We start from the raw sequence: 23,301 nt of genomic DNA on the forward strand, positions 1-23,301 counted from the left end.
GGAAAAATATAGTCTTACTGCATCCAAATGCTGCCTTGGATGCATCTTGATCCCAGAAGCTTCGCAAATCGATTGCGCGGCAAATTGCAGGATCGAAATCATGGAAGATGTAATTGTCCCTATTGTGTTGTTCGGGGCTATTGTTGGCGTTGTCTGGCTGGTTAGCTATTTCAACCACCGCAAGCGTCAGGTGACCCAGGAGACGCTACGTATCGCTATTCAGAACGGTGAGTCCCTTTCACCTGAGATGATTGAGCGTCTGTCGCAGACACAGGATCCAAAGCGGGCGGATATGCGCCGTTTTGTGATCGTTGGCAGTATCACGCTGGCCTTGTGTGCGATCGCTTTTATTGCCCCGATCGACGACAAAGACGGTATTCGCGGTGTACTGGCTGCGGCGGTCATTCCGGGCGCGTTGGCGCTGGCCTATCTCGGACTGTGGCGTTTCGGGCATGAGCGCTGAGCTGATAAGGTTTCCCGGAGGCATGGATGTGACGCCAACCAGCGATCCTGACCTTGCAGCCTTGGCGGTTCGAGGAGACCGAACCGCCTTCGCTGAACTGGTCAGCCGCCATCAGGGCAAGGTTCGCGGCATGATGCGACGCTTGTCGGGCTCTGCGGCCGATGGTGACGACCTTGCTCAGGTGGCATTTGTCACCGCTTGGGAAAAAATCTCGACCTATTCGGGAGGCCGATTTCAAAGCTGGGTATGTGCCATCGCTTACCGATGTTTTCTTCAAGCCAAACGCAGGGAAAAGCCGCAAGTCCCGCTGGACGCCGCTACCGAACAGACTGCACCAGAGGCACCAGTAGGCCTGAAACAAGACCTGAGCTCTGCCCTTAACCAGCTTAGCGAACCGCAACGCTTATTGGTGGTGCTCTGTACGCAGGCCGGTCTCACTCACGCTGAGGCGTCACGCTTGCTGGATTGGCCATTGGGGACTGTGAAATCGCATCATTTGCGAGGGACTTGGCGGCTCCGGGAATTACTGTCAGACTATAGATTGAGCGCAGGATAAACGAAATGACCACCGAAAAAGACTTCGATCTAGAGGCGATGTTCCAGGCGGAAGATGAGGCGCTGCCCGAGCAACCGTTCACACAATCTGTGATGTCCCGCATTTCCTATGCCTCGATGAGGCGCCGCGTCGTTCTTGGGGCAGGATGCCTGGCTGGTGCCGCTGCGGCGCTGGCAATCCTTCCTGCCGGATTGATTAGTGCGACCGAGAGTGTTGGCCGGTTCAAGCTACCGGAATTGTCGATGCAGTCGCTGGAGACGTTTGCACAGAACCCATACTCGTTCGCGGTGCTTGCCATCGCAGGTGGATGCGCAGCACTCTTGGCTGGATGGGGGCTTGAAAAAGCCGGCTAGACAGCGTCGACGCGGCGTCATCATTTACAAACGGCGTCCCGGATAGGCAGAAGAGCGGCATGGCGACTTCCGATGCGACTTCAGTAGCTCCCGAAACGATGCGTGCGCTTTCGGTAAGTCAAATTGCAGAGAGCTTTGAAGGCTGCAGCGTTCGCGACGTCCCCGTTCCCAAGCTGGATGAGACCGGCCTATTGTTGAAAATTCGAGCCGGTAGCCTCGGGTTTCCCGACCTCTTGATGACGCGCGGTGGGTATCAGTACAAACCGACGCTTCCTTTCATCCCCGGCGGCGACGTCGCTGGTGAGGTTGTCGCGGTCGGATCAAAAGTTTCCGGCTTTTCCATCGGTGACCGGGTCGTCACAGCTGGCGTGGGCGGAGCTTTCGCTGAGTATGGCGTCTACCCGGCGGCGCGAGCCCGCAAAATACCAGACCATCTCGATTATGCTGAGGCCGCATCAGTCGGTTCAGCATATGTCACCGCATATGTCGCCCTGATTCGCCGCGCAAACATCAAAGAAGGTGAGTGGCTGCTGGTTCACGGCGCCGCAGGCGGTGTCGGATTGGCCGCCGTCGACCTGGGCAAGCATCTCGGCGCGAAAGTCATTGCCGCTGCCTCATCCGACGAAAAGCTGAAGGCCATCAAGGAGGCTTACCAACCAGACGTACTGATCAATTCGTCCAACGGATTCCGCGAGCAGGTCAAAGAGGTTACCGGGGGCGGCGCGGATGTCATTTATGATCCCGTGGGAGGCGACGTCTTTGATGAGAGCGTCCGATGTATCGCGTTCGACGGACGTCTTCTGGTTGTTGGCTTTGCATCAGGACGCATCCCGTCCGTGTCCGTAAATATGCCGTTGATAAAGGGGTTTTCAGTCGTTGGCGTGCGCGCCGGTGAGTACGGCCGGAGGTTTCCCGAGAAGGGCCGTGAGAATTTGGACGAGGTTTGGAGACTCGTCGGCGAACGAGCCGTGACCCCTCATGTGCACGGCGTCTATGCGCTTGATGACTGGCGCAAGGCCTTCGAAGAAATGGATGGACGACGTGTGATCGGCCGGGTCATTATTGATCCTTCGAAGTGACGTCGTAGCCGTATATCCAGTCGAGCCGCGAGCGGACAAAGGCCGGCGCGACCTGTCCGGCCATCCACATGGGGCCGTAAGTGCCGAGGCGCGAGAGTGTACTGCGCCGATGGAAGACACCCATGTTTGAACGCGATGCCGCCTGCATTCGTGCCGTACGTAGCAGGCGTCGCGATTGGTATACGGCGAGGCCGGAAGGGATATCAGTAGCGTCGCTTAAACTATCGGCGAGGACCCACGCATCTTCGATTGCCATAGCGGCGCCCTGGGCCTGAAATGGTAACATGGGGTGGCAGGCATCCCCGAGCAGCGCGACCGATCCATCGACCCAGCGCTCAAGCGGTGCGCGGTCGAACAAGGCCCAGCGAAAATGCTCGTCAGCTTTATTGATGAGCTCCGTCAAACAGAGATCCCAGCCAGCAAAGTCAGCGAGCGCTTCGGTCCTTGTTCCTTGATCGGTCCAGCTTTCATTAGTCCAGTCCTGTCTCTCAACGACGCCGACGAAGTTCGCGAGCTCTCCGCCTCTCAGCCGGTAAGTCACAGCATGCCGGCCCTTGCCAGCCCACACGCACGCCGTCGGCGGAGGCTGGCGCGTTAGTCGTTCCATCGGCACTGTCATCCGCCAAGCCACGTTTCCTGTGAATCGGGGCGTGTCAGCACCGAGCATCCTCGTTCGGATCACTGAGTGGATGCCGTCTGCGCCAACAATAAGAGGAGCGGTGAGAGGTTCACCGGATGCTAGCTGCAGAACGGGCCCATCCGAGTTTTCAGAGTAATTCTCAACTCTGGCACCGAAACTGATTTTAGCGTTCCCCGTGTCTCTGACTGCATCGGCAAGCGCCTCGACGAGGTCCGCTCGGTGAATGTGCAAATAGGGGGCGCCCCATCTCGACTCGGCTTTTTCCCCGAGTGGGATCCGGAAAACAGATTTGCCGGATCGACCAAGCCTCAATTCCAGGGCTTGCGGTTCAAACCCGCCCGCCTGAATGGCATGAGCGACCCCAAGCGCGTCGAGCACCTTCATCGCATTGGCGCTTAGCTGCAGTCCCGCGCCGACCTCTTTCAGAGACGGCGCCGCTTCCAGCACGTGCACCATCCAGCCCTTTCGGGCGAGTGCCAGGGCAGCCGTCAGCCCGCCGATACCCGCGCCGACCACGAGCGCGAGCTTGCCAGTTTCGTTTATGGCAGAGGTCTCATTCATCGCACAGATTTATCAGGCGAACGCCGGCCTGTCTTTGGTTCGATTTGTCGCCATGCTTGCCGGTCGACAAAAAAAGAAGGACAATCGAACCAAGACGGCGGGAGGGCCTGATGATCTATTTTATTGCTGGATTAATCGTGTTTTTTGGCACGCACCTGTTCACGACATTTCGGTCTCGCGAGCCGGGCAAGGACATCAAGACCAAGCTGGGCTACGGGCCTTATATGGGATTGTACAGTCTTGTAGCGATCGGTGGCCTTGCGCTGATTGTCTACGGATATGGCGCAATGCGTCCATCAACGATCGTCTGGCTCCCGCCCGTGTGGACCAGACACCTCAACATCACCATCCAGCTCTTCGCCTTTGTGATTCTGTTTGCGGCCTATTTGCCGACGGGCTTCATCAAGAAGACCTTGAAGCACCCGATGCTGGTCGGCGTGAAACTCTGGGCGGTTGGGCATTTGCTAGCGAATGGGGAGCTGAATTCCATAATCCTGTTCGCCAGTTTTCTGGCCTATGCCGTCATTGACCGGATCGTTCTGAAGAAGCGCGGAGACAATGGGCCGCCTCCAGGCGTCAAACCGAATATTATGGGTGATATTGGCGCACTTCTCATCGGTGCAGGCTTCTGGGCCGCAATGGTTTTCGGCCTGCACAAGATTTTGTTCGGGATGCCGGTCCTTGCGGGCTAAGACCTACGGGGCAGGAACCGTGCGAGCAGCGGCGCGAGTGCCATCGCCAACAATCCGATCGGAAAAAGCCTTCCGTTGCTGACGTCGAAGCTGGTAAGGTATTGGCTGATCGTCATGCCCATGATGCCGAGAGCGAATAGGCTCTCAATCAGCAGCAGGATCAGCGTACCCAACACACCCGTGAGCAAGAGAACTCTTCCGTCAGAAGCATGACGCCGCCCGAGCGCTCAGCCCACCGCGACAATTGATAGCGTCACAAACGGAAACTCGATCAGCTCGCCTGCGGTTTCTCCGAACAAAGGAATAAGCGACATTTCTCGTGTGGCGCCGAACAAAAAACCGATCAGGAAAGCGATGAAGCCATAGGCTGTCGCGGTCTTGAGGAAGGAGCCGGGTTTAGATGACATGGTTTCACAAACTAGCATGGTTTCTTGTCGGCAGGCAGGACGCGCGCTAAGGCTCATGCCCATGTCAATGCAAAGCCAAATTCGACGGAAAACCGTTCGCGATATCGCAGCAGCCAAGGGCGGTGAGCCTCTGGTCTGCCTCACCGCCTATGATGCGCCCATGGCAGAGATTATGGACCCCCATGCTGATGTCATTCTGGTCGGCGACAGTGTCGGCATGGTCGTCCATGGCCTGCCGTCGACGGTCGGGGTCACCATGGAGATGATGATCCTGCATGGCCAAGCCGTCATGCGGGGATCCCAGCAGGCGTTCGTTGTCGTGGACATGCCGTTCGGCAGCTACGAAACCAACGCCGATCAGGCATTCTTGAACGCAGCGCGCCTCATGAAGGAGACGGGCTGTCAGGCGGTGAAGATCGAGAGCGGCGCTTATGCAGCTCAACAGATTCGTCACCTGGTGGATCGCGGTGTCCCCGTAATGGGGCATGTCGGTCTTCGGCCGCAGGCCATCAACGTCGTTGGCGGCTTCAAGGCCCAAGGGCGCAATGACGATGAGCGTCAGCGTGTCATGGAAGAGGCAAAGGCGGCTGAAGAAGCCGGTGCGTTCTCAATAGTCATCGAAGGCGTGGCTGAAGACCTTGCTGAGGAAATTACAAAAAGTGTTAGCATTCCGACGATAGGGATCGGTGCGTCGGCGTCCTGCGATGGCCAGATCCTGGTAACCCACGACATGCTCGGCCTGTTCGACTGGACCCCTAAATTTGTTCGCAAATACGGCGGAATGCGTGAAGAAATCGAGAAATCTGTTAAAGGGTACGCCGATGATGTGCGCGCCCGCGCTTTTCCCGGTAGTGCAGAAACTTACAAGCTGACCAAAGCTGACGACAAACGGCTTTCTCGCCTTGGCGGGGACAAATCCGGCAGTTAGGGTGCGCCAGCTTTGGCGTTGGAAATGAACAGGTGGAGTAGGCCAGTTGGCTGATATCTTTGAAGAAGTTGAAGAAGGTCTCCGACAGGACCGCGCTGCCAGGCTCTGGAAGCGGTATGGCGTGTTCGCCTACATCGCTGCAGCATTGCTGATCGGCGGCGTGGCGTTGAACGAATACTTGCAGACGCGTGAAGCCGAAACGACGGAAACGAGCGCGCTGGAGTTTGAGGCTGGGACGGACGATCTGGCCGCCCAGAACTGGGAAGCCGCCACGTCGACGCTGGAACCTCTGGCAAACGAAGATGTCGATATTTCTCCATTGGCCGCGAACTATCTGGCGGAAGCGCGACTTTCAGGAGGCGCGGATGTTGCTGGAGCGGTAGAAGCTTTGGAAAAGGCCGCAAATACCGATACGCCAATTGGTAAGGTATCGCTGATCAAAGCGGCCTATCTGAAGTCAGCGACGATGAATCGCGCGGAGCTTGAGACTTATCTGGGCGGCCTTGCTGACGATGATTCCGGTTTCGGAGCCCTGGCCATCGAACTGCTTGCTGCAGTTTCGGCGTCTGAGGGCGACTACGCCAAGGCGCGTGAAGATTTCAATTACCTGGCTGTGTCGCATGCTTATGCGACCGATGCGATCCAGGCACGCGCTCGCGCAGCGCTGGCTGCCATACCGAAAGAGACTGCTGCCACGCCTGACGACGCCGCTGCGCCAGAGGCAGATGACACCGTGACACCTGATACAGACATAGAGCCGGGGCCTGGGGCCGCCGACGGAGAGACACAAGAATGACCTTCAAATCCTATTACAAGCTGGGGGTCGTCGTCCTGCTGACAGCGTCCTTGGCTGGATGTTCGTACATGCGCAACCAGCGCGCCGAAAAAGAGCGGCTGACCGAAGAGGAAAAAGCGGGTCGGATCGAAATGGTGCTGGGCGATGAAACGCTCACGGCCGATCCGGAGCTGGCATCCACCACGATTACGTTGCCTGAGGCGGAAGCTGTTGCAAGCTGGCCTCAAGCCGGGTCCACCGCCACCAAATCGGTTGGTCATGTTGCTGCGGCTTCGTCAATGCAGGTTGCATGGCGTGTCAATGCGGGCGCGGGGTCTAGCCGAAAATCCGCTCTCACCACAGCGCCCATCGCCAGCGAGACGAGCATCTTCGTTATCGATTCTAAACAGACAATTCGGGCGTTTGACGTAAACACAGGCAAGCGCCTGTGGCAGCGCGAGATGAAATCCGGCAATCGGCGTGACCAGGTCGGCATCGGCTCGGGTCTGGCGCTGGCGGGTGACCGGTTGATTGTCGCGAGCGGCTACGGCTTTGTCGCTGCTGTCGATGCCTCCAACGGTGCTGAGATCTGGCGGCGTGATATGGAAGCGCCGATGACCGGATCGCCGACGGTTAAAGACGGCCGAGCCTTCGTGTCATCAAACAATAATGAAGTTTTCGCCTTCAGGATTAGTGATGGTGAAATCCTGTGGACCGATCAGGCCATTTCAGAATCGGCGCGCATTCTTGGCTCTCCGAGTTCAGCGGCGGTTGAGGACATTATCATTACGCCCTACTCGTCGGGCGAGATCATTGCCTATCTCGCCGTAAATGGCCGCCGGCTCTGGACCGAAGCCCTGTCGCGTCCTGGACGGTTCACGCCAATTTCGTCGATCAATGACATTGCTTCGCGCCCCGTTGTCGGTGGCGGCCTTGTCTTCGCTGCGAACCAGTCCGGCGTCATGGCTGCGATCGATGGGCGCTCGGGCAACCGCGTCTGGGTGCAGCCGGTGGGGTCCACATCCGCGCCAACCCTTGTTGGTGAGTACATTTTCGTTTCAGGAACCGATGGTCAAATCGTTTGCATGTCGGCTGCAACGGGACAGATTTACTGGGTGAAGCAGCTACGTCAGTGGGAAAAGCAAAAGAAGAAAAAGGGCCGGATTTCCTATGCCGGACCGATTGTTGCGTCCAACCAGGTTCTGGTCGCGTCGTCCCAAGGCGAGCTGATTGCTCTCTCCCCGCAAACGGGAGAGCGGACAGGGTCTGTCAAGCTGGGCGATCCGGTCTACCTCGAGCCGATTTCCGTCGGCGACAAGGTCTTTGTGCTGACGGATGATGCGCGCCTGATTGCAATCCGCTAGACGGCTGCGCTCACTCGCCAAATCTGAAATTCGGGGAAGGGGCGCACCATGCCATTGAAAATTGCGATTGTCGGCCGCCCGAATGTGGGCAAGTCCACACTGTTCAACCGGCTCGCCGGCAAGCAGCTTGCCCTGGTCGATGATCAGCCAGGCGTGACTCGCGACCGCAAGGAAGCGCCGGGACGGCTGGCAGACCTGCCGCTCATTCTGATCGACACGGCCGGGTTCGAGGACGTCAATGACGATTCGCTGGAAGCGCGGATGCGTATGCAGACCGAAGTCGCTATCCGCGAGGCTGAGCTGGCCCTGTTCCTGATCGATGCGCGTGAAGGCGTGACGCCGATGGATGAACGCTTTGCTGACGTCCTGCGCCGCGCCGATCTGCCGATCGTGCTGGCCGCGAACAAGGCCGAGGGCAATCAGGGCGATATCGGCATGGCCGAAGCCTGGGGCCTTGGTTTTGGTGAGCCTGTTGGACTGTCGGGCGCGCATGGCGAGGGTATGGGTGACCTTTACGGTGCCATCCGCGAGGCGCTTGGCGAAGAAGCGTTTCTGGCGTCATTCGCTGAAGATGACGCCGCTGAAGGCGAAGGTTTCGATGACGAGATCCTCGACCGCATGGCCGAGATTGATGTCGACAATCCCAACATGACAGAAGACGAGCTGACGGCAGCGCTCGAAGCGGCAGGCATTGATGACGCCGCAGAAGCCGAAGCGCAGCTGAAGGCACGCGAAGAAGCGCGTAAGAAGCCCATCCGCCTTGCCATTGTCGGGCGCCCGAATGCCGGCAAGTCGACGCTGATCAACCAGCTGCTGGGCGAGCAGCGCGTGCTGACCGGACCGGAAGCCGGCATTACGCGCGATTCGATTTCCGTGGACTGGATGTATGAAGGCCGCAAGGTCAAACTGGTCGACACTGCTGGCCTCCGCCGAAAGTCGAAGGTGCAGGAAAACCTTGAGCGCATGTCGACCGGCGAAACAGTACGTTCGCTGAAATATGCTGACATTGTCGCGCTCGTCATGGACGCCGATGAGGCCTTCGAGAAGCAGGACCTCCAGATCGCGGACCTGGCCATCCGCGAAGGCCGCGGCCTGGTGTTCGTGATTTCCAAGTGGGACCTCGTCGACAACCATGCGCAGAAGATGCGCGAACTCTCCGAAATGGCGAAGGCACTGCTGCCGAATGCCCGAGGGGCGCCGGTCGTGACTTTGTCGGGGCTTACAGGCAAGCGCGTCGATCGCTTCATGCCGGCCGTTGCCAAAGTCTATGATGACTGGTCTGCCCGCGTGAAGACGGGCGATCTGAACCGCTGGCTGCGCTATACGATTGAGCGCAATCCGCCGCCTTCAGTACACGGCAAACGGATCAAGCCTCGCTACATGGCGCAGATGAAATCCCGGCCGCCGACTTTCGTGCTGATCGCGTCGCGCGGCGAGCAGATGCCGGAGCAATATAAACGCTTTCTTGTCAATGGGATACGCGAAGGCTTTGATCTTCCCGGCGTGCCGATCCGTCTGTTCGTTCGCCAAGGGGCGAACCCTTACGCTGATAAGTACAAGCCGCAGAACCAGAAGAAGACGAGCGGGCGCGGCAAGGGCAAGACGCGCAGCATCAACAAGCGCAAGTAGGGGCGGCGGTACCGTCGCTGATCCAGGCGACGACGCTACTGGTCCCTGAACGAAATCCGTACGCCCGTTCGCGTCTCGCTTTCCTCAAGAAGCGGCGCGAGCTTTTTGGCAACGTCTTCTGGTGTTGGCAGCGTCATCGGGTCTTCGCTGGGCATGGCTTCTGCGCGCATACCTGTCCGGGTGGCCCCCGGATCAAAGATATTGACGCGCAGGGGCAGGTTTTCGTTTTCGTCCGCCCAGCCGAGAGCAAGATGCTCCATGCCGGCCTTTGAGGCCTGATAGGGCCCCCAGAAGGCACGCGGGCGCGGGACGACACCGGAACTGATGAAGACGGCTCGCGGCGCTTCAGAGCGTTGCAGCAGCGGCGCCATCGCACGGATGAGCCGCCAGTTGGCCGTGAGGTTCACTTCAATGGTTTCCTCGAAGCTGCGCGGACCAACCGCCTGAAGCGGGCCCAGCGTGCCAAGGATGCCCGCATTGGCCAGAAGCCCATCGATACGGCCAAAACGCGTGGCGAGCGCCTGTCCGGCGGTTTCGAAGGCTGACTTGTCCTTCAGGTCCATCGGAATCAGCGTGGCTGAGCCACCATCGGCCTTTATCTCATCGTCGAGTTTCTCCAGCGCCAGTTTGGAGCGGGCGACTGCGACGATGTGATGGTTACGGCGGGCCAACTCAAGCGCAGCGGCTTTGCCAATGCCGCGGGAAGCGCCGGTGATGAGCGTTATACGTTTATCCATGCGGCGCGGGTTAGCCTGCGAGGCAGGCTTAGTCCAGCAGGGAAAGCTGACGATCCTTGGCGCTATCATCTCGCATATGGTCGACGAGGCGTGTCGGATAACAGCCTGTGAAGCAATGGTCTGAGAATTGCGGAACGTTCACATCCCGCTCGACGCCGATTGCTGAATAGAGGCCGGGCACAGACAGGAAGCCCAGAGTCTCAACTTTCAGGAAGTCCCGCATCTGCTCCAGCGTGTTGTTGGCAGCAATCAGTTCCGACTGGGCGGCCATGTCGATGCCGTAGAAGTCTGGATGAATAATCGGAGGGCTGGCAGAGCGCAGGTGAACTTCGCGGGCACCCGCATCACGCACCATCTGCACGATCTTCTTCGACGTATTGCCGCGCACGATGGAGTCGTCGACCAGGAGCACGCGTTTGCCTTCGAGCACCGCACGGTTTGGCGAATGCTTTTTGGAGATCGATTTTTGGCGACCCGTCTGGGTCGGCTCGATGAAGGTGCGGCCAACATAGTGACTGCGGATGATGCCGAGCTGGAACGGAATGCCCGCTTGTTCGGAATACCCGATCGCCGCAGGCACACCCGAATCGGGAACCGGCACGATCACGTCGACGTCTGCCGGATTTTCCCGCGCCAGCTGATGCCCCATTCGGCGGCGCACCTCATATACAGAACGGCCCTGAACAATACTGTCAGGGCGCGCAAAGTAGACATACTCAAAAAGGCAAGGGCTTTCCGGACGTTTGGGGAAAGCATGAAAGCTCTCGACGCCCTGTTCGGAAATAATGATGACTTCGCCGTTTTCGATTTCGCGGACAAATTCTGCACCGATGATATCAAGTGCGCAGGTTTCCGATGCCAGGACCCAGCCGTCGCCAATCTTGCCGAGCACGAGCGGGCGCAGGCCGATTGGGTCACGGGCGCCGATCAGTTTCTTGTTGGTCAGGCCGATGAGGGCATAACCCCCTTCAATATAGGTCAATGCGTCCTGGAAGCGGTCACGCATGAGAGGCTTCGGGCTGCGGGCCACGAGTTGAAGGACGACTTCGGTATCCATCGTGGACTGGAAGATCGCGCCTTTTTCGATGAGGTCACGGCGCAGCGCCCGGGCATTCGTAATGTTGCCGTTGTGGGCGACGGCAAAGCCCGATGATGCGAGGTCAGCGAAGATCGGCTGGATATTGCGCAGGGCAGGCTTGCCCTGTGTCGAATAGCGATTGTGCCCGATGGCCGAATGACCTGGAAGCCGGGCCGTCAGGTCTCCGCCGAAGTTCTCCCCGACGAGGCCCATATGACGTTCGTTATGGAATTTCTCGCCATCGAACGTGGCAATGCCGCAAGCTTCCTGTCCGCGATGTTGCAGCGCGTGCAAGCCGAGTGCTGTGAGGAGGGATGCTTCCGGGTGGCCGAAGACGCCTACAATGCCGCATTCTTCGCGAGGCTTGTCGTCATCATGATCCCAGATCATCGAAACCTCGCTTAGCTAGCTGCCTGCGAGTTATGACGGAGAGATGACTTCGTCAAGGGTGTCGCGCTGCTGAACGCGCTCACCGACCTGCGGAGCGTAACGTTCTACGTATTCAGCGCCGTTCTCCAGCATGGGGTAGGATTGTGCGTCGCGAATCCACTCCGGGATTCTGTCATGATCCAGCGCCATCCGCATAAGAAAAACGAAGAATATGAGCACGATCGCGCCGCGCACAAAACCAAAGACGGCGCCCGCGACTCTGTCAAACGCACTAACGCCCTCTGCACCTTGGATCGATTTCGACAAGTTTGCGCCAAACCACGCGACAATCACGTAGACGAGCAGGAAGAAGCCGAGAAACAGAATGAGGTCGGGTAGCCAATCTGGTGAGTCTTCCGGCATCAGTCTGGCAAGCGATTCGCGCAGAAAGAGACGAGCATAGTAGGCGGCTGCCAAGGCTGCGATGAATGCGCCGAGCGTCGCCAGCTCCCGCATAAAACCTCGTGCCAATGCCATCAGGGTCGAGATAATCAGAAGGACGATCACGATCGCGTCAAAGGCTGTGAGGGCGTCCATCATGCGTCTGGTTCCGGACCTAGCAAATCTACAAGCTCAGATAGCCGTGACAGCCCCGTCACGGTCAACCCTTCAATTGCCGAGAAACTGCCTTCTGGCACGAAAGCGTGCTTGAAACCGAGTCGCTTGGCTTCCTTGAGCCGCTGATCGATCCGGGCAACCGGTCGAATGGACCCCGAAAGTGCGATCTCTCCAAAAAACACTGATTTCTCTGGCGCAGGCTTATCCGCGAGTGATGTGAGCAGCGCTGCAGCTGCCGCGAGGTCGCCTGCCGGTTCTGCGATTCGGTAGCCGCCTGCGACGGACAAATAGACATCGCGGCCGCCAAGCGACACGCCGCAGCGCGCTTCCAGCACGGCCAGCACCATGGCAAGCCGGTTCGCGTCCCAGCCCACGATGCTGCGCCTTGGGGTGCCATAGGCAGAGTTTGAAACGAGGGCCTGCACTTCGGCGAGGACAGGGCGTGACCCTTCCATCGCGGCGAACACAGCGGCCCCACCCGACGAATCGCTATCGCTTGAAAGAAAGAGGGCGGATGGTTCGCGCGCTGGTGCCAGGCCGTATTGATGCATCTCGAAAATGCCGATCTCGTCGGTCGGTCCGAAGCGATTCTTGACCGCGCGAAGGATGCGGAACTGGTGGCCGCGTTCGCCCTCAAAATAGAAGACAGTGTCGACCATATGTTCGACGACGCGAGGCCCGGCGATCTGGCCTTCCTTGGTCACGTGCCCCACCAGAATGAGTGCGACATCCGATTTCTTGGCCCAGCGCGTCAGTTCCTGCGCGCAAGCTCGAACCTGAGCGACGGAGCCAGGCGCTGCTTCCAGATTATCGGACCACATGGTCTGGATGGAATCGATGACGACGAAATCTGGCTTGGCTGCCTTCAGGGAGGCCAGTACTTTTCGAAGGTCTGTCTCGGTGGCGAGCTCGACCGGGCTTTCAGCAACCTTGAGACGGCGCGCCCGATCCTGGATCTGCGCGGCGGCTTCTTCGCCGGACACGTAAATTGTCTTCAGCCCGTTTCGGGCAAGTCTGGCGGCGACCTGAAGCAGGAGGGTGGATTTGCCAATGCCGGGATCTCCCCCGATCAGCGTCGCAGAAGACGGAACAAGACCACCGCCGAAGACACGGTCGAGTTCCTCGACACCGATCTCATGACGTTGTTGTGGCTCAGTTACAGCGTTAAGCGGCGTGAATTCCGCCTTGCCAGCTTTGCGAGACAAGGATTTGGGGGCGGACAGGCCGCCCGGCGCCGAGGACGACGCTTCCTCCACAAGCGAATTCCATTCGCCACAAGCTTCGCACCGACCAGCCCATTTCGCATGAACTGCGCCGCAGGATTGGCAAACAAAAGCGGTGTTCGACTTGGCCATATCGATAACGCCTAAAGGGGTCCGAGGGATACGTGAAGCTTCGATGAGAGTATTACAAATGTAACATTACTATTTTGTAATTATCGAAAAACAATAATTATGTTATGGTGTTTTTGCTCAAGGGAACGGGTAAGAAAATAAATACAGAGAGGGACATAACATGTTCTCGAAGAAACTTGCCATCGCCAGTCTTGCAACCGCCACGCTCTTTGCTGCTGGTCCAGCCTTGGCGGACGACGCTCCAGAAACCAATTCAGTTGACGTCAGTATCTCAGGATTCGATCTGACAACCGAAGAAGGGTCTGCGGTCGTCTTGCGGAAGATTGAAAACGCTGCAGAAAAAGTCTGCGGGGCACGATCCGGCCCGCAATCGATCACCGAAAGAAACCTGACCCAGAAGTGTGTTGCTGACGCAATGTCGGACGCTCTCGACTCACTTTCTGTCGCGCGCCAGCGGCAGGCAGATCTGAAGAATTCCGGCGCAGGCTGATTCTCAAAATATATAGGATATTCGCCCGGTGCTCAGACAATGGATGCCGGGCGTTTTCGTATTCGATTAGTCAGAATTTCGATAGTTACAGATGTAACTAAGGCGTGCCGCACCAGCGCGATTTGAAGTGAGCTTCGGTCAATTTGATTACGTCGCTGAGTAAGCTGCGCTGCAGCCAGCAGGGCTTCGCTAACGATTGAGCGTTTTTTCCCGCAGTGTTTTGCTGTTTAAGCGCAGAGTGCTCTCACATGAGCCGCGCGCGCCCGCAGCACGATGATAAAGAGACTAGATGGCTGGCTGGATCGGCCCTTCGGCGCGGCCATGCACGAATTGATCAACGTGATCATTGCCAGACGAATCGATCTGCGCTGCTGGCCCGCGCCAGATAATCCGGCCCTCGTACAACATAGCAATTTCATCAGCGACTTTTCGCGCCGAAGCCATGTCGTGCGTAATGGTCACGGCGGCCGCGCCGAGCGCCTTCACCTGCTCAAGGATCAGGTCATTGATGGCGTCGGCCGTAATCGGATCAAGGCCCGTTGTCGGCTCGTCGAAGAAAATGAGATCTGGCTTGGTGATGATGGCGCGGGCGAGGGCAACGCGCTTCTGCATCCCACCTGAAATTTCAGCCGGGTAGAGATCAGCGACGGATGAGCCGAGCCGAACTTTCTTGAGCGTTTCGATGGCCCGCTCTCTGGCGTCCGATCGTTTCATTTTTTCCGCATTGAGAAGCCGGAAAGCGACATTCTCCCAGACCGTCAGGCTATCGAACAGTGCGCCTGACTGGAACAACATGCCAATCCGCGCCCGCATGGCCTCGCGTTCCTTGCCTTGATCATGCGTGACGTCCTCGCCGTTGAACAGGATCTGTCCGGCGTCAGGCGTCATCAGGCCGAGCGCATTCTTGAGCATGACAGACTTGCCGGAACCCGACCCTCCGAGCACGACAAGCGAATGCCCAGGGGCAACATCAATATCGACGCCGCGAAGGACGTGGTTGGCGCCAAAGCTTTTCTCAACACCTTTGAGCTGCAGGATGGGCTGGGTCATCGCTTAAATTCCTATCCGCACGAACAGGGTGGACAGCATGTAGTTGGACGCAAGGACCAGCACTGCCGCGCCGACCATGGAAAGGGTCGCTGCCCGGCCGACGCCGGTGGCGCCAGCTTTCGATCTGGAGCCCTGATAACAACCCATGATCGCGATCACTGCGCCAAACACGACGGCTTTGATCAGGCCGACGACAATATCATCGGTGGTCACGAAATCCACCGTGTTGCGAAGATAGGTGGTGGAATCAAAGTCGAGTGCGAAGACACTGACGAGCCAGCCGCCCATCACGCCGACAATGTCTGCGATGAGGACAAGAATGGGCAGGGTAATGCACGCCGCAACAAACCGCGGGGCATAGAGATAACGGAAGGGATTTGCTGAGAGGGTTTTCAGCGCGTCGATCTGCTCTGTGACCTTCATCGCGCCAATCTCGGCCGCGATGCCCGCCGTGACTCGGCCCGCCAGCATCAGGCCGGTAATCGTAGCGCCCAGCTCTCGAGTGATACCGAGAACGACAATGTTCGGCACGAATTGCTCCGCCCCGAACCGGTTACCGCCGGTGTAAATATTCAACGCGAGCGCAGCGCCGATAAACACGGCTGACAAACCGACAACAGGAAGGGAGTAGAAACCGATTGCGATGATCTGCTTCCAGACCTGGGCGAGGTTCCAGCCGGGGCTTAGCGCTGACGCAATTGTGCGGCCGGCAAATAGCGACAGGCTACCTGTCTCGGCGAACAAGCCGATAGCGCCCCGTCCGAGCCATGCGAGCGGATTGGGGAAGCCGCCGGTTTTAGTCGTAGAGCCGTCTGACACGATGTCCCAATCCTGTAACAAGTTCATAGCCGACTGTGCCGGCGCATTTTGCCTGCTCCTCAAGAGGAGCATCCGGCCCGATGAATTGGGCGAACCCGCCCGGTTTGGCAAGGTCTGATGCTGCGCTCACATCGATCGTGATGAGGTCCATCGATACTCTTCCCATGATCGGACAACGAATGCCGCCGAGCGTTGCAACCCCCTGATTGCCAGCAGACCGAGGGAAGCCGTCGCCATAGCCCAGCGCAACGGTTGCGAGCAGGGTGTCCTGCTTCAGCTCACATGTTGCGCCGTACCCAACTGTCTCATCGGGGCGTGCTTTCTGAACCGTGAGGATCGGCGCTTCCAGCGTCATTCCGGGGAGGATGTCGACACCTTCCGGCGGTCGCGGGCCGCCCCCATACAGGCCGATTCCAGGCCGGGTCACGTCAAAGCCGTACATTTGTCCGAGAAAGCATCCGCCGGTATTGGCCAGGCTGGATTGTATCGAGGTTAACGGACGGATCAAATCACCAAACGTGTAGCACTGACGGGTATTAAGCGGACATTTTGGATCGTCGGAATCGACCAGATGGGACATCACGTGAGTCAACGCTGTTCCCCTGGTAAGGTCCAGCATTCGAGCAACGTCATCGGGGCGCACGCCAAGTCTGTTCATGCCAGTATCGATATGGACAGCGAACGGGATCGTACGATTGTACGAAACCCACTCATCAATTGCCGGCAGCGAGTTCAGGACGGGGACCAGCTGGGCGTCCCGTACAAGTGTACGATCCTCTTCCTGCGCGCCATTGAAGACCATAATCTTCGCATCAGGTCCGACCGCTTCGCGCAGCTCGGCGCCTTCTTCCACGTAGGCAACAAAGAAGGTCCGGCACCCGGCATTGTGTAGCGCGCCGGCAACCTGTGCGACGCCATGACCATAGGCATTCGCTTTTACAACGGCGCCAGTTTCACTTGCTGGCGTTAGCGCACCAATGGTCCGCCAATTCGCAACAATGTTGTCGAGATGAATTGTAGCGCGCGGATGAAGACTCATGCATTCGCGTTAATCTGAGCGGCTTGGTTTGGCAAACCCTGCTGTGGGGAGCAATGCCGGTTTTCGCGCCCTGCCTGCTTTGCGTCACAACCGCTTCGCAGATCAGCCCACTGAGCGCCCGCCGGGCGATAACGAACTCCGTTTGGTTTAATGATCACTCATAGTCGTCATCGGCGGGCGCGCGGTCCAGATTGCCGAAACGGGTGGTATTCGCATCGAATGCAAGCACGACGCGGCCGATCGGGCCATGGCGCTGCTTGCCAATGATGACTTCGGCGGTGCCATAGACTTCGTCCATACGCTGGCGCCACTTGGTCCACTTCTCTGCGGCCTGAGGATCATCACCACCAGCTTGGGGCTCCGTCCGCTCCAGATAATAGGACTCCCGATAGACGAACATCACAACGTCTGCGTCCTGTTCGATCGAGCCGGATTCGCGCAGGTCAGACAGTTGAGGCCGCTTGTCGTCTCTCTGCTCCACCGCACGCGATAGCTGCGACAGGGCAACGACCGGAACGTTGAGGTCCTTGGCAAGGGCCTTCAGCGACATCGTAATCTGCGTAATTTCCTGAACGCGAGATTCTCCCGCCTTGCCGGAGGAAGCGGTCAAAAGCTGCAAATAGTCGATCACCACCATATCGAGACCAATGGTCCGCTTGAGGCGGCGAGCCCGCGCGGCGAGCTGGCTGACCGAGATGCCACCCTGGTCATCGATGTAAAGCGGCAGGTTCTGGAGCTCCTCAGTCGCTTCACGGATTTTCTCGAAATCCTGCGCGTCGAGATCACCCTGGCGGATGCGGTGGGCGTTGATACCCGTCCGCTCAGCCACGATACGCGTCGCAAGCTGTTCGGACGACATCTCCAGCGAGAAGAAGGCCACCACAGCGCCTTGAACGGTCTTCTTCGAGCCGTCTTCCTGAACCTCGCGCTTGCAGTGGTGCGCTGCGTTGAAGGCGATGTTCGTCGCCAGCGTCGTTTTACCCATCGATGGGCGACCGGCGAGAATGACGAGGTCAGACCGGTGAAAGCCGCCCAGCTTCTGGTCCAGATCGTCGAGATGGGAGGCGATGCCAGCAATCTTGCCGTCCCGCTTATAGGCCGCTTCGGCCATGAGCAGCGATTCTTTCAGAGCCGCTCCGAATGTCGCGAAGCCTCGGCCGGACGACCCCCGATCGGCCAGGTCGAAAAGAGCGCGCTCGGCCAACTCCATCTGGCGGTCACCGTTTTCATCGGCAGCAGGGCGATAGGCGCGTTGCTGCACGCTGGCCCCAATGTCGATCAGCTCTCGCCGCATCGAGAAATCACGGATCATGTGTGCATAGTCCGAGATCTCGGGTCCGAACGCCGCAGAATCGAGAAGCTCCGCAAGATAGGCGGCGCCGCCGATCTCCTGCAGTTTATCCGCCTTTTCAAAGTGCTCGCGAAGCGTGATCCCGTCCGCAACGCGGCCTGACTGGATCATGTTTGAGCAGACTTCGAAGATTTCCTGGTGCGGAATTGAGTAAAAATCACCCGGTCTCAGCGTGTCTGCGACGCGCTGAAAAGCGTTATTGTCATACAGGATTGCGCCGATGACGGCGGCTTCTGCGGACAGATTGTGCGGTGCCTCCACAGTGGAGGGCGGGTTCGACATATCGTTCATGGTTTGGACCAGTGTGACTGCATTTGCGATATTAACCAAGAGAGCATCGAGATTGCAGGCTTGACTCGCAGCTAACCAGCGCGGTTTTGCGGTCGGTCCACAGAGGATTCTTTAGCTGTGGACAAGCCCGGATAGACCGGGGGTTCCGGTCACGAAAAAAGGCCGCACCCGATTGAGCGCGGCCTTTTGAAAAAGACGTGATGGTTGGCTTAGTCTTCGTCGCTCTCGCGGGCCGTTTCCATCATTTCAGCATTCGCTTCCGCCATTTCTGCGGCTTGCTCTGCGGCTGCACCTTGTTGCTCAGCCTGGATGGTTTCGATGACATCTTCGCCAGCAGCCTGACGATCAGCTTCTTCCTGCGAACGAGCGACGTTCACAGAGATTGAAACCGCGACTTCAGCGTGAAGGCGCACGTCCATCTCGTAGATGCCAATCGTCTTGATCGGCTGGTCCAGCTTGATCTGGCCGCGGCGGACCTTGAAGTCTTGCTCGGCCAGCGCATCGACGATGTCGCGGGTCGAGACAGAACCGTAAAGGTTGCCAGTGTCGGAAGACTGACGAATGAGAACGAGTTCAGTGCCGTCGAGGCTCTGGCCCTGGGTCTCGGCTTCCGAGCGGGCTTCAGCATTGCGCTTTTCAATGACGTCGCGTTCCGCAGCGAAGCGGGCACGGTTCTTGTCATTGGCAATAAGCGCCTTGCCGCGAGGCAGCAGGAAGTTACGGGCGAAACCGTTCTTCACTGTCACTTCTTCGCCAAGCTCGCCGAGGTTTTCAACGCGTTCAAGAAGGATGATATCCATGTGGGTGTCCTCCTACTTCACAGTGAATGGCAGAAGCGCGAGCATGCGGGCGCGTTTGATGGCGCGGGCAAGCTTACGCTGGTTCTTGACGTTCACAGCGGTGATCCGTGACGGGACGATTTTGCCCTTCTCGGAGATGTAGCGCTGAAGGAGTTTTACGTCCTTGTAGTCAATCTCCGGTGCACCTTCGCCCGAAAACGGGTCGACCTTGCGGCGGCGATTGAATGTCCGGCGGGCCGGAATGTTGGTGATGTTGATATCACCTGCATTGTTTTCTGATGACATGTTGCTTCCCCTTAGTCCTTGCTGCGGCCTTTACGGCCCATCATCGCGGACGGCTCATCGTCGAGCTGATCGACTCTGATCGTCATGTAACGGATGACGTCGTCGGAGATCCGCTGGCGGCGCTCAAGCTCTGCAATCGCTTCGGCCGGGCCGTCGATGTTGAGCAGGGAGTAGTGACCCTTGCGCTGCTTGTTGATCGGATAGGAGAGGTTGCGCAGACCCCAATATTCGGTCTTGCCGACCTTGGCGCCTTGGCCTTTCAGCCATTCGCTGAGCTCTTCGATCTGGGTCTCCACCTGTGCAGGCGAGATGTCCGGCCGAGAAATCAGCACGTGTTCGTAATATGACATTTTGCTTTCCCATGGTTCTGAGTTGCGGCGCTGGAGTGGCGGGAAACCTCTCCGGCGATGGCCCCTGACATGTGCAGCTCATTCCGCACCGCAGGACCGCATCCCGTTGAAGCGCGGCTTAAACCTTAAACTGTGGATAAAATCAAGCCGCCAGGCTCAGTCCTCATCGGCCGACCCGGCATTCATGAGCCGCATCAGTTTCTCGCCGGGCAGCCGTTCCATAAATCCAAACGTGCCGCTCTCTAAAAGTTCTTCTCCAGCGTCGATCAGAGCGCCATAGGCCAGGCTATTGAAGACTGCGCCGACGCTGACGCGGCGAACGCCAATTTCTGCCAGTTCAGAGACAGGAACGCGGTTGGCTGAGGGGCCCAAAAGTACGTTCACCGGGCGGTCAACCGACGAGAGCAAGGACTTGATGTCATCGAGCGTGCGAAGGCCCGGCGCATAGAGACAATGTGCGCCAGCGTCCTGATAGGCCTGCAGCCGGGCAATGGTATCTGTGAGATCCGGACTGCCCGTGAAAAAGTTCTCTGCGCGCGCCGTCACGATGAACGGGAAGGGCAGGGCATTGGCAACTTCAACCGCCGCAGCCACACGTTCGGTGGCCGCCGCAAGGTCATACTGCTGTCCGGGTTCGCCGGAGAAGTCCTCGATCGACCCACCGACAAGACCGACCTCCGACGCCATCCGGATTGTTTCGGCGCAGTCTTCGGGCGTATCGCCAAAACCGTTCTCCAGGTCGGCGGTGACCGGCAGGTCAGTCGCTGCGCACAGCGCTCGCGCATGGGCGATCACCATGTCGCGAGTCACTCGATAATCGTCGACGCCAGTTGAACGCGCAAAGCCGGCACTCGTGGTCGCCAGCGCCTTGAAACCGAGACCGGCGAGAATTCGGGCCGACCCACGATCCCAGGGATTGGGTAGAGCAAAGCAACCCTCTTGGTGAAGCGATTGGAAGGCTTTCGCCCGATTTGCCTGACTGGTCATGTCGATCCATTAGCTATGTGTGTGGACGTGCAGGATATGCAGCGCAAGGCAGCCTGGTCGCCACCCGATACTTGCGCATCAGACTGGACCCTTCTAGGCAGTGCGCCAAACGAAAAAACGATTCACATAAACCAAAGGGCAGGGCGTCATGACGAAGTTTGCGTTCATTTTCCCGGGACAAGGCAGCCAGTTCATCGGCATGGGCAAGGACCTTGCTGATGCTTTTCCAGAAGCCAAAGCCGTTTTCGACGAAGTTGACTCCGCGCTGGGCCAAGACCTCTCCAGCCTGATCTGGACGGGCGATGAAGAGCAGCTGAAGCTCACGGCAAACACCCAACCAGCCCTGATGGCCGTCAGTGTCGCCGCCATGCGCGCTCTGCAATCCAAAGGCGTTGGGCCCGAGAAGGCGGCATTCGTCGCAGGACACTCACTTGGCGAGTACTCCGCTTTGGCGGCGAGCGGCGCGATCAGCGTTGCGGACGCAGCCCGTGTCCTGCGCATTCGCGGCAATGCCATGCAGGCGGCTGTTCCAGCCGGTGAGGGCGCCATGGCAGCTCTCCTCGGTGCAGACCCCGATCAAGCCGTTGCGGTGTGTGAACTGGGCGCAGCCGAGGGCGGCGTGTGTGAGATCGCAAACGACAACGCGCCGGGTCAGATTGTCATCTCTGGCTCGAAAGCGGCTGTCGAGCTTGCCGCGTCCAAGGTGTCAGAGGTCGGCGTGAAAAAGGCGATGATGCTTCCGGTCAGTGCGCCGTTTCACTGCTCCATGATGCAGCCTGCGGCAGACGCCATGATGGAAGCCCTGGCGGGCATCGAGGTCAAAGCGCCGGCGACGGCGCTTGTGGCGAACGTGACCGCTGAGCCGACGACTGATCCGGCTGCTATCCGCCAGCAACTGATCGAGCAGGTCACAGGACAGGTCCGCTGGCGCGAAAGCGTCGAGTTTATGGTCTCACAGGGCGTTGACCTGTTCGTCGAGGCCGGAGCCGGCAAAGTCCTTACCGTGATGAACCGCCGGACGGCTAAAAGCGTCGAGGGGCTGACTTTGGGAACACCCGAAGAGGTCGAATCAGTTGCAGAACGGCTCGGCTAGGGCGACATAGTCCCCAACATTGATACGAAACGCTCGGGAAGAAGGACGAAACCATGTTTGATCTTACTGGCCGCACGGCGCTGGTAACTGGCGCATCAGGTGGCATCGGAAGCGCGATTGCAAAATCCCTTTCGGATGCAGGCGCAAAAGTCGCCTTGTCCGGTACCCGCGAAGGTGTCCTCGAAGACGTCAAAGCTTCCCTCTCTGGCGAAGCCGCAGTCGTCACGGCCAATCTCGGTGATGCAGAATCTGTCGATGGACTTGTTGGCCGCGCCGAAGAGGCCATTGGCCCCCTCGATATCCTCGTGGCGAATGCGGGCATCACCCGCGATGGACTGCTGATGCGGATGAAGGACGAAGATTGGAATGACGTGCTCAACATCAATCTGGGCTCTTATTACCGCCTCACCAAGTCCGCGATGAGAGGCATGATGAAGCGCCGTCACGGCCGAATCGTTGGCATTACGTCCGTGGTCGGCGTGATGGGAAATCCCGGCCAGGCGAATTATTGCGCGTCCAAAGCTGGCATGATCGGCTTCACGAAATCGGTGGCGCAGGAAGTCGGCAGCCGTGGAATCACGGTGAACTGTGTCGCTCCGGGCTTTATCCAGTCGCCGATGACGGACGGACTGCCAGAAACGCAAAAAGATGCGCTGTTAGGACAGATTCCGGCCGGAAAACTCGGTCAGGGTAGCGACATTGCTGCCGCTGTGGTTTACCTGTCGTCAGATGAAGCGGCCTATGTCACAGGCCAGACGCTTCACGTGAATGGCGGTATGGCTATGATTTAAGGCTGTTTACCAAACAGTTGAAGCCCTTGGCGACGTGATTATCTTCGTGCTACGGGGCATCCCAAGACCGGTTCGGTCTTCCTATCAGACATCATGAGAGAGGTTTTCCATGTCTGACGTTTTCGAGCGTGTAAAAAAGATCGTTGTCGAGAATCTCGACGTTGAGGGCGACAAGGTCGTCGAAACTGCAAGCTTCATCGATGACCTCGGTGCTGACTCTCTCGACCTCGTCGAGCTGGTCATGGCTTTCGAGGAAGAGTTCAACATCGAGATCCCGGACGATGTTCAAGAAAACATTCGTACCGTTGGTGACGCTGTCACCCACATCAAGGCACACGTCTCCTAGGAGCT

At 58.4% G+C, this 23,301-nt stretch carries 28 protein-coding genes; 13 read left to right on the plus strand and 15 right to left on the minus strand.

What is annotated here, in order from left to right; translation table 11 throughout:
* Positions 1-100 precede the first annotated feature (100 nt).
* From WNY37_RS09705 to WNY37_RS09720, 4 genes are read left to right on the plus strand one after another with little or no spacing between them, the layout of a single operon-like run.
* Positions 101-463: a hypothetical protein gene (locus WNY37_RS09705; protein ID WP_342973192.1), complete on the plus strand. Its 363-nt coding sequence runs from the start codon at positions 101-103 to the stop codon at positions 461-463.
* Positions 464-485: 22 nt separating this feature from the next.
* Positions 486-1,019: an RNA polymerase sigma factor gene (locus tag WNY37_RS09710; RefSeq protein ID WP_342973193.1), complete on the plus strand. Its 534-nt coding sequence runs from the start codon at positions 486-488 to the stop codon at positions 1,017-1,019.
* A gap of 5 nt (positions 1,020-1,024) precedes the next feature.
* On the plus strand, positions 1,025-1,372 hold the full coding sequence (locus tag WNY37_RS09715) for a hypothetical protein (RefSeq protein WP_342973194.1): 348 nt from the start codon (positions 1,025-1,027) through the stop codon (positions 1,370-1,372).
* Positions 1,373-1,431: 59 nt separating this feature from the next.
* Positions 1,432-2,451, plus strand: coding sequence for an NADPH:quinone oxidoreductase family protein (locus tag WNY37_RS09720; protein WP_342973195.1), 1,020 nt, complete (start codon positions 1,432-1,434; stop codon positions 2,449-2,451).
* Here the strand turns inward: WNY37_RS09720 and WNY37_RS09725 are convergent.
* The gene (locus WNY37_RS09725; protein WP_342973196.1) at positions 2,432-3,652 is read right to left on the minus strand and encodes an FAD-dependent monooxygenase; all 1,221 of its coding nucleotides are present in this window, start codon (positions 3,650-3,652) and stop codon (positions 2,432-2,434) included. The genes WNY37_RS09720 and WNY37_RS09725 overlap by 20 nt on opposite strands.
* A 110-nt stretch (positions 3,653-3,762) precedes the next feature.
* Here WNY37_RS09725 and WNY37_RS09730 point away from each other — a divergent pair, with 110 nt between their 5' ends.
* The gene (locus tag WNY37_RS09730; protein ID WP_342973197.1) at positions 3,763-4,344 is read left to right on the plus strand and encodes an NnrU family protein; all 582 of its coding nucleotides are present in this window, start codon (positions 3,763-3,765) and stop codon (positions 4,342-4,344) included.
* Here the strand turns inward: WNY37_RS09730 and WNY37_RS09735 are convergent.
* Together WNY37_RS09735 and WNY37_RS09740 are read right to left on the minus strand one after the other, a co-directional pair.
* Positions 4,341-4,532: a hypothetical protein gene (locus WNY37_RS09735; protein ID WP_342973198.1), complete on the minus strand. Its 192-nt coding sequence runs from the start codon at positions 4,530-4,532 to the stop codon at positions 4,341-4,343. The two genes, WNY37_RS09730 and WNY37_RS09735, sit on opposite strands and share 4 nt — an antisense overlap.
* Positions 4,533-4,571: 39 nt before the next feature.
* A complete protein-coding gene (locus WNY37_RS09740) occupies positions 4,572-4,808 on the minus strand; it encodes a hypothetical protein (protein ID WP_342973199.1) in 237 nt (78 codons plus the stop codon).
* Positions 4,809-4,812: 4 nt separating this feature from the next.
* Between WNY37_RS09740 and panB the strand changes: the two genes are divergently transcribed.
* Genes panB through der form a run of 4 tightly spaced genes read left to right on the plus strand, consistent with a single transcriptional unit; the run spans position 4,813 to position 9,447 of the window.
* Positions 4,813-5,679: a 3-methyl-2-oxobutanoate hydroxymethyltransferase gene (gene panB, locus WNY37_RS09745; protein ID WP_342973200.1), complete on the plus strand. Its 867-nt coding sequence runs from the start codon at positions 4,813-4,815 to the stop codon at positions 5,677-5,679.
* Positions 5,680-5,725: 46 nt separating this feature from the next.
* The gene (locus WNY37_RS09750; protein ID WP_342973201.1) at positions 5,726-6,475 is read left to right on the plus strand and encodes a hypothetical protein; all 750 of its coding nucleotides are present in this window, start codon (positions 5,726-5,728) and stop codon (positions 6,473-6,475) included.
* A complete protein-coding gene (locus tag WNY37_RS09755) occupies positions 6,472-7,818 on the plus strand; it encodes a PQQ-binding-like beta-propeller repeat protein (protein WP_342973202.1) in 1,347 nt (448 codons plus the stop codon). Before WNY37_RS09750 ends, WNY37_RS09755 begins: the two co-directional genes overlap by 4 nt.
* A gap of 48 nt (positions 7,819-7,866) precedes the next feature.
* Complete coding sequence (gene der / locus WNY37_RS09760; RefSeq protein ID WP_342973203.1) at positions 7,867-9,447, plus strand: ribosome biogenesis GTPase Der; 1,581 nt, start codon at positions 7,867-7,869, stop codon at positions 9,445-9,447.
* Positions 9,448-9,482: 35 nt separating this feature from the next.
* On the opposite strand, the gene WNY37_RS09765 is transcribed toward der, so the two are convergent.
* Genes WNY37_RS09765 through radA form a run of 4 tightly spaced genes read right to left on the minus strand, consistent with a single transcriptional unit; the run spans position 9,483 to position 13,604 of the window.
* Positions 9,483-10,184 (minus strand): SDR family NAD(P)-dependent oxidoreductase, encoded by a 702-nt coding sequence (locus WNY37_RS09765; RefSeq protein ID WP_342973204.1) that lies wholly within the window; start codon positions 10,182-10,184, stop codon positions 9,483-9,485.
* Positions 10,185-10,212: 28 nt separating this feature from the next.
* The gene (purF, locus tag WNY37_RS09770; protein WP_342973205.1) at positions 10,213-11,652 is read right to left on the minus strand and encodes an amidophosphoribosyltransferase; all 1,440 of its coding nucleotides are present in this window, start codon (positions 11,650-11,652) and stop codon (positions 10,213-10,215) included.
* 30 nt (positions 11,653-11,682) lie between these two features.
* Complete coding sequence (locus WNY37_RS09775) at positions 11,683-12,231, minus strand: CvpA family protein (RefSeq protein ID WP_342973206.1); 549 nt, start codon at positions 12,229-12,231, stop codon at positions 11,683-11,685.
* Positions 12,228-13,604: a DNA repair protein RadA gene (gene radA, locus WNY37_RS09780; protein ID WP_342973207.1), complete on the minus strand. Its 1,377-nt coding sequence runs from the start codon at positions 13,602-13,604 to the stop codon at positions 12,228-12,230. The genes WNY37_RS09775 and radA overlap by 4 nt, the downstream gene beginning before the upstream one ends.
* 160 nt (positions 13,605-13,764) lie before the next feature.
* Between radA and WNY37_RS09785 the strand changes: the two genes are divergently transcribed.
* A complete protein-coding gene (locus tag WNY37_RS09785) occupies positions 13,765-14,094 on the plus strand; it encodes a UrcA family protein (protein WP_342973208.1) in 330 nt (109 codons plus the stop codon).
* Between the two features lie 285 nt (positions 14,095-14,379).
* Here WNY37_RS09785 and WNY37_RS09790 read toward each other — a convergent pair whose 3' ends face one another.
* From WNY37_RS09790 to WNY37_RS09825, 8 genes are all read right to left on the minus strand, one after another.
* Entirely contained in the window at positions 14,380-15,144 is a 765-nt protein-coding gene (locus WNY37_RS09790) for an ATP-binding cassette domain-containing protein (RefSeq protein ID WP_342973209.1), read from the minus strand.
* A gap of 3 nt (positions 15,145-15,147) precedes the next feature.
* Positions 15,148-15,963, minus strand: a complete 816-nt coding sequence (locus tag WNY37_RS09795) for an ABC transporter permease (protein ID WP_342973210.1) — start codon at positions 15,961-15,963, stop codon at positions 15,148-15,150.
* Positions 15,941-17,002 carry an alanine racemase gene (alr, locus tag WNY37_RS09800; protein ID WP_342973211.1) on the minus strand — a complete coding sequence of 354 codons (1,062 nt, stop codon included), beginning with the start codon at positions 17,000-17,002 and terminating at the stop codon, positions 15,941-15,943. Before alr ends, WNY37_RS09795 begins: the two co-directional genes overlap by 23 nt.
* A 154-nt stretch (positions 17,003-17,156) precedes the next feature.
* The gene (locus tag WNY37_RS09805; RefSeq protein ID WP_342973212.1) at positions 17,157-18,644 is read right to left on the minus strand and encodes a replicative DNA helicase; all 1,488 of its coding nucleotides are present in this window, start codon (positions 18,642-18,644) and stop codon (positions 17,157-17,159) included.
* A 209-nt stretch (positions 18,645-18,853) separates the two neighbouring features.
* Positions 18,854-19,444, minus strand: coding sequence for a 50S ribosomal protein L9 (rplI, locus tag WNY37_RS09810; protein WP_342973213.1), 591 nt, complete (start codon positions 19,442-19,444; stop codon positions 18,854-18,856).
* A gap of 12 nt (positions 19,445-19,456) precedes the next feature.
* Entirely contained in the window at positions 19,457-19,729 is a 273-nt protein-coding gene (gene rpsR / locus WNY37_RS09815; protein WP_084393527.1) for a 30S ribosomal protein S18, read from the minus strand.
* Positions 19,730-19,740: 11 nt separating this feature from the next.
* Positions 19,741-20,079, minus strand: a complete 339-nt coding sequence (gene rpsF / locus WNY37_RS09820; protein ID WP_342973214.1) for a 30S ribosomal protein S6 — start codon at positions 20,077-20,079, stop codon at positions 19,741-19,743.
* 156 nt (positions 20,080-20,235) lie between these two features.
* Positions 20,236-21,066: an isocitrate lyase/phosphoenolpyruvate mutase family protein gene (locus tag WNY37_RS09825; protein ID WP_342973215.1), complete on the minus strand. Its 831-nt coding sequence runs from the start codon at positions 21,064-21,066 to the stop codon at positions 20,236-20,238.
* Between the two features lie 148 nt (positions 21,067-21,214).
* Here WNY37_RS09825 and fabD point away from each other — a divergent pair, with 148 nt between their 5' ends.
* From fabD to WNY37_RS09840, 3 genes are all read left to right on the plus strand, one after another.
* Positions 21,215-22,159 (plus strand): ACP S-malonyltransferase, encoded by a 945-nt coding sequence (gene fabD / locus WNY37_RS09830; protein WP_342973216.1) that lies wholly within the window; start codon positions 21,215-21,217, stop codon positions 22,157-22,159.
* A 53-nt stretch (positions 22,160-22,212) separates the two neighbouring features.
* Positions 22,213-22,950 (plus strand): 3-oxoacyl-[acyl-carrier-protein] reductase, encoded by a 738-nt coding sequence (fabG, locus tag WNY37_RS09835; RefSeq protein WP_342973217.1) that lies wholly within the window; start codon positions 22,213-22,215, stop codon positions 22,948-22,950.
* A 109-nt stretch (positions 22,951-23,059) separates the two neighbouring features.
* Entirely contained in the window at positions 23,060-23,296 is a 237-nt protein-coding gene (locus WNY37_RS09840) for an acyl carrier protein (RefSeq protein WP_084393532.1), read from the plus strand.
* Positions 23,297-23,301: the final 5 nt, after the last annotated feature.

Source organism: Henriciella sp. AS95, assembly GCF_038900055.1.
GTDB lineage: Bacteria > Pseudomonadota > Alphaproteobacteria > Caulobacterales > Hyphomonadaceae > Henriciella.

Excerpts from the sequence above, each read along its gene's own strand:
- rplI (WP_342973213.1), bottom strand. The coding sequence starts at position 19,444 with ATGGATATCATCCTTCTTGAACGCGTTGAAAACCTCGGCGAGCTTGGC.
- WNY37_RS09775 (WP_342973206.1), bottom strand. The coding sequence starts at position 12,231 with ATGATGGACGCCCTCACAGCCTTTGACGCGATCGTGATCGTCCTTCTG.
- der (WP_342973203.1), top strand. The coding sequence starts at position 7,867 with ATGCCATTGAAAATTGCGATTGTCGGCCGCCCGAATGTGGGCAAGTCC.
- fabG (WP_342973217.1), top strand. The coding sequence starts at position 22,213 with ATGTTTGATCTTACTGGCCGCACGGCGCTGGTAACTGGCGCATCAGGT.
- fabD (WP_342973216.1), top strand. The coding sequence starts at position 21,215 with ATGACGAAGTTTGCGTTCATTTTCCCGGGACAAGGCAGCCAGTTCATC.
- WNY37_RS09725 (WP_342973196.1), bottom strand. The coding sequence starts at position 3,652 with ATGAATGAGACCTCTGCCATAAACGAAACTGGCAAGCTCGCGCTCGTG.
- WNY37_RS09720 (WP_342973195.1), top strand. The coding sequence starts at position 1,432 with ATGGCGACTTCCGATGCGACTTCAGTAGCTCCCGAAACGATGCGTGCG.
- WNY37_RS09740 (WP_342973199.1), bottom strand. The coding sequence starts at position 4,808 with ATGAGCCTTAGCGCGCGTCCTGCCTGCCGACAAGAAACCATGCTAGTT.
- WNY37_RS09825 (WP_342973215.1), bottom strand. The coding sequence starts at position 21,066 with ATGACCAGTCAGGCAAATCGGGCGAAAGCCTTCCAATCGCTTCACCAA.
- WNY37_RS09715 (WP_342973194.1), top strand. The coding sequence starts at position 1,025 with ATGACCACCGAAAAAGACTTCGATCTAGAGGCGATGTTCCAGGCGGAA.
- rpsF (WP_342973214.1), bottom strand. The coding sequence starts at position 20,079 with ATGTCATATTACGAACACGTGCTGATTTCTCGGCCGGACATCTCGCCT.
- alr (WP_342973211.1), bottom strand. The coding sequence starts at position 17,002 with ATGAGTCTTCATCCGCGCGCTACAATTCATCTCGACAACATTGTTGCG.
- WNY37_RS09755 (WP_342973202.1), top strand. The coding sequence starts at position 6,472 with ATGACCTTCAAATCCTATTACAAGCTGGGGGTCGTCGTCCTGCTGACA.
- WNY37_RS09805 (WP_342973212.1), bottom strand. The coding sequence starts at position 18,644 with ATGAACGATATGTCGAACCCGCCCTCCACTGTGGAGGCACCGCACAAT.
- purF (WP_342973205.1), bottom strand. The coding sequence starts at position 11,652 with ATGATCTGGGATCATGATGACGACAAGCCTCGCGAAGAATGCGGCATT.
- WNY37_RS09705 (WP_342973192.1), top strand. The coding sequence starts at position 101 with ATGGAAGATGTAATTGTCCCTATTGTGTTGTTCGGGGCTATTGTTGGC.
- panB (WP_342973200.1), top strand. The coding sequence starts at position 4,813 with ATGTCAATGCAAAGCCAAATTCGACGGAAAACCGTTCGCGATATCGCA.
- WNY37_RS09790 (WP_342973209.1), bottom strand. The coding sequence starts at position 15,144 with ATGACCCAGCCCATCCTGCAGCTCAAAGGTGTTGAGAAAAGCTTTGGC.
- WNY37_RS09765 (WP_342973204.1), bottom strand. The coding sequence starts at position 10,184 with ATGGATAAACGTATAACGCTCATCACCGGCGCTTCCCGCGGCATTGGC.
- rpsR (WP_084393527.1), bottom strand. The coding sequence starts at position 19,729 with ATGTCATCAGAAAACAATGCAGGTGATATCAACATCACCAACATTCCG.
- WNY37_RS09730 (WP_342973197.1), top strand. The coding sequence starts at position 3,763 with ATGATCTATTTTATTGCTGGATTAATCGTGTTTTTTGGCACGCACCTG.
- radA (WP_342973207.1), bottom strand. The coding sequence starts at position 13,604 with ATGGCCAAGTCGAACACCGCTTTTGTTTGCCAATCCTGCGGCGCAGTT.
- WNY37_RS09785 (WP_342973208.1), top strand. The coding sequence starts at position 13,765 with ATGTTCTCGAAGAAACTTGCCATCGCCAGTCTTGCAACCGCCACGCTC.
- WNY37_RS09710 (WP_342973193.1), top strand. The coding sequence starts at position 486 with ATGGATGTGACGCCAACCAGCGATCCTGACCTTGCAGCCTTGGCGGTT.
- WNY37_RS09840 (WP_084393532.1), top strand. The coding sequence starts at position 23,060 with ATGTCTGACGTTTTCGAGCGTGTAAAAAAGATCGTTGTCGAGAATCTC.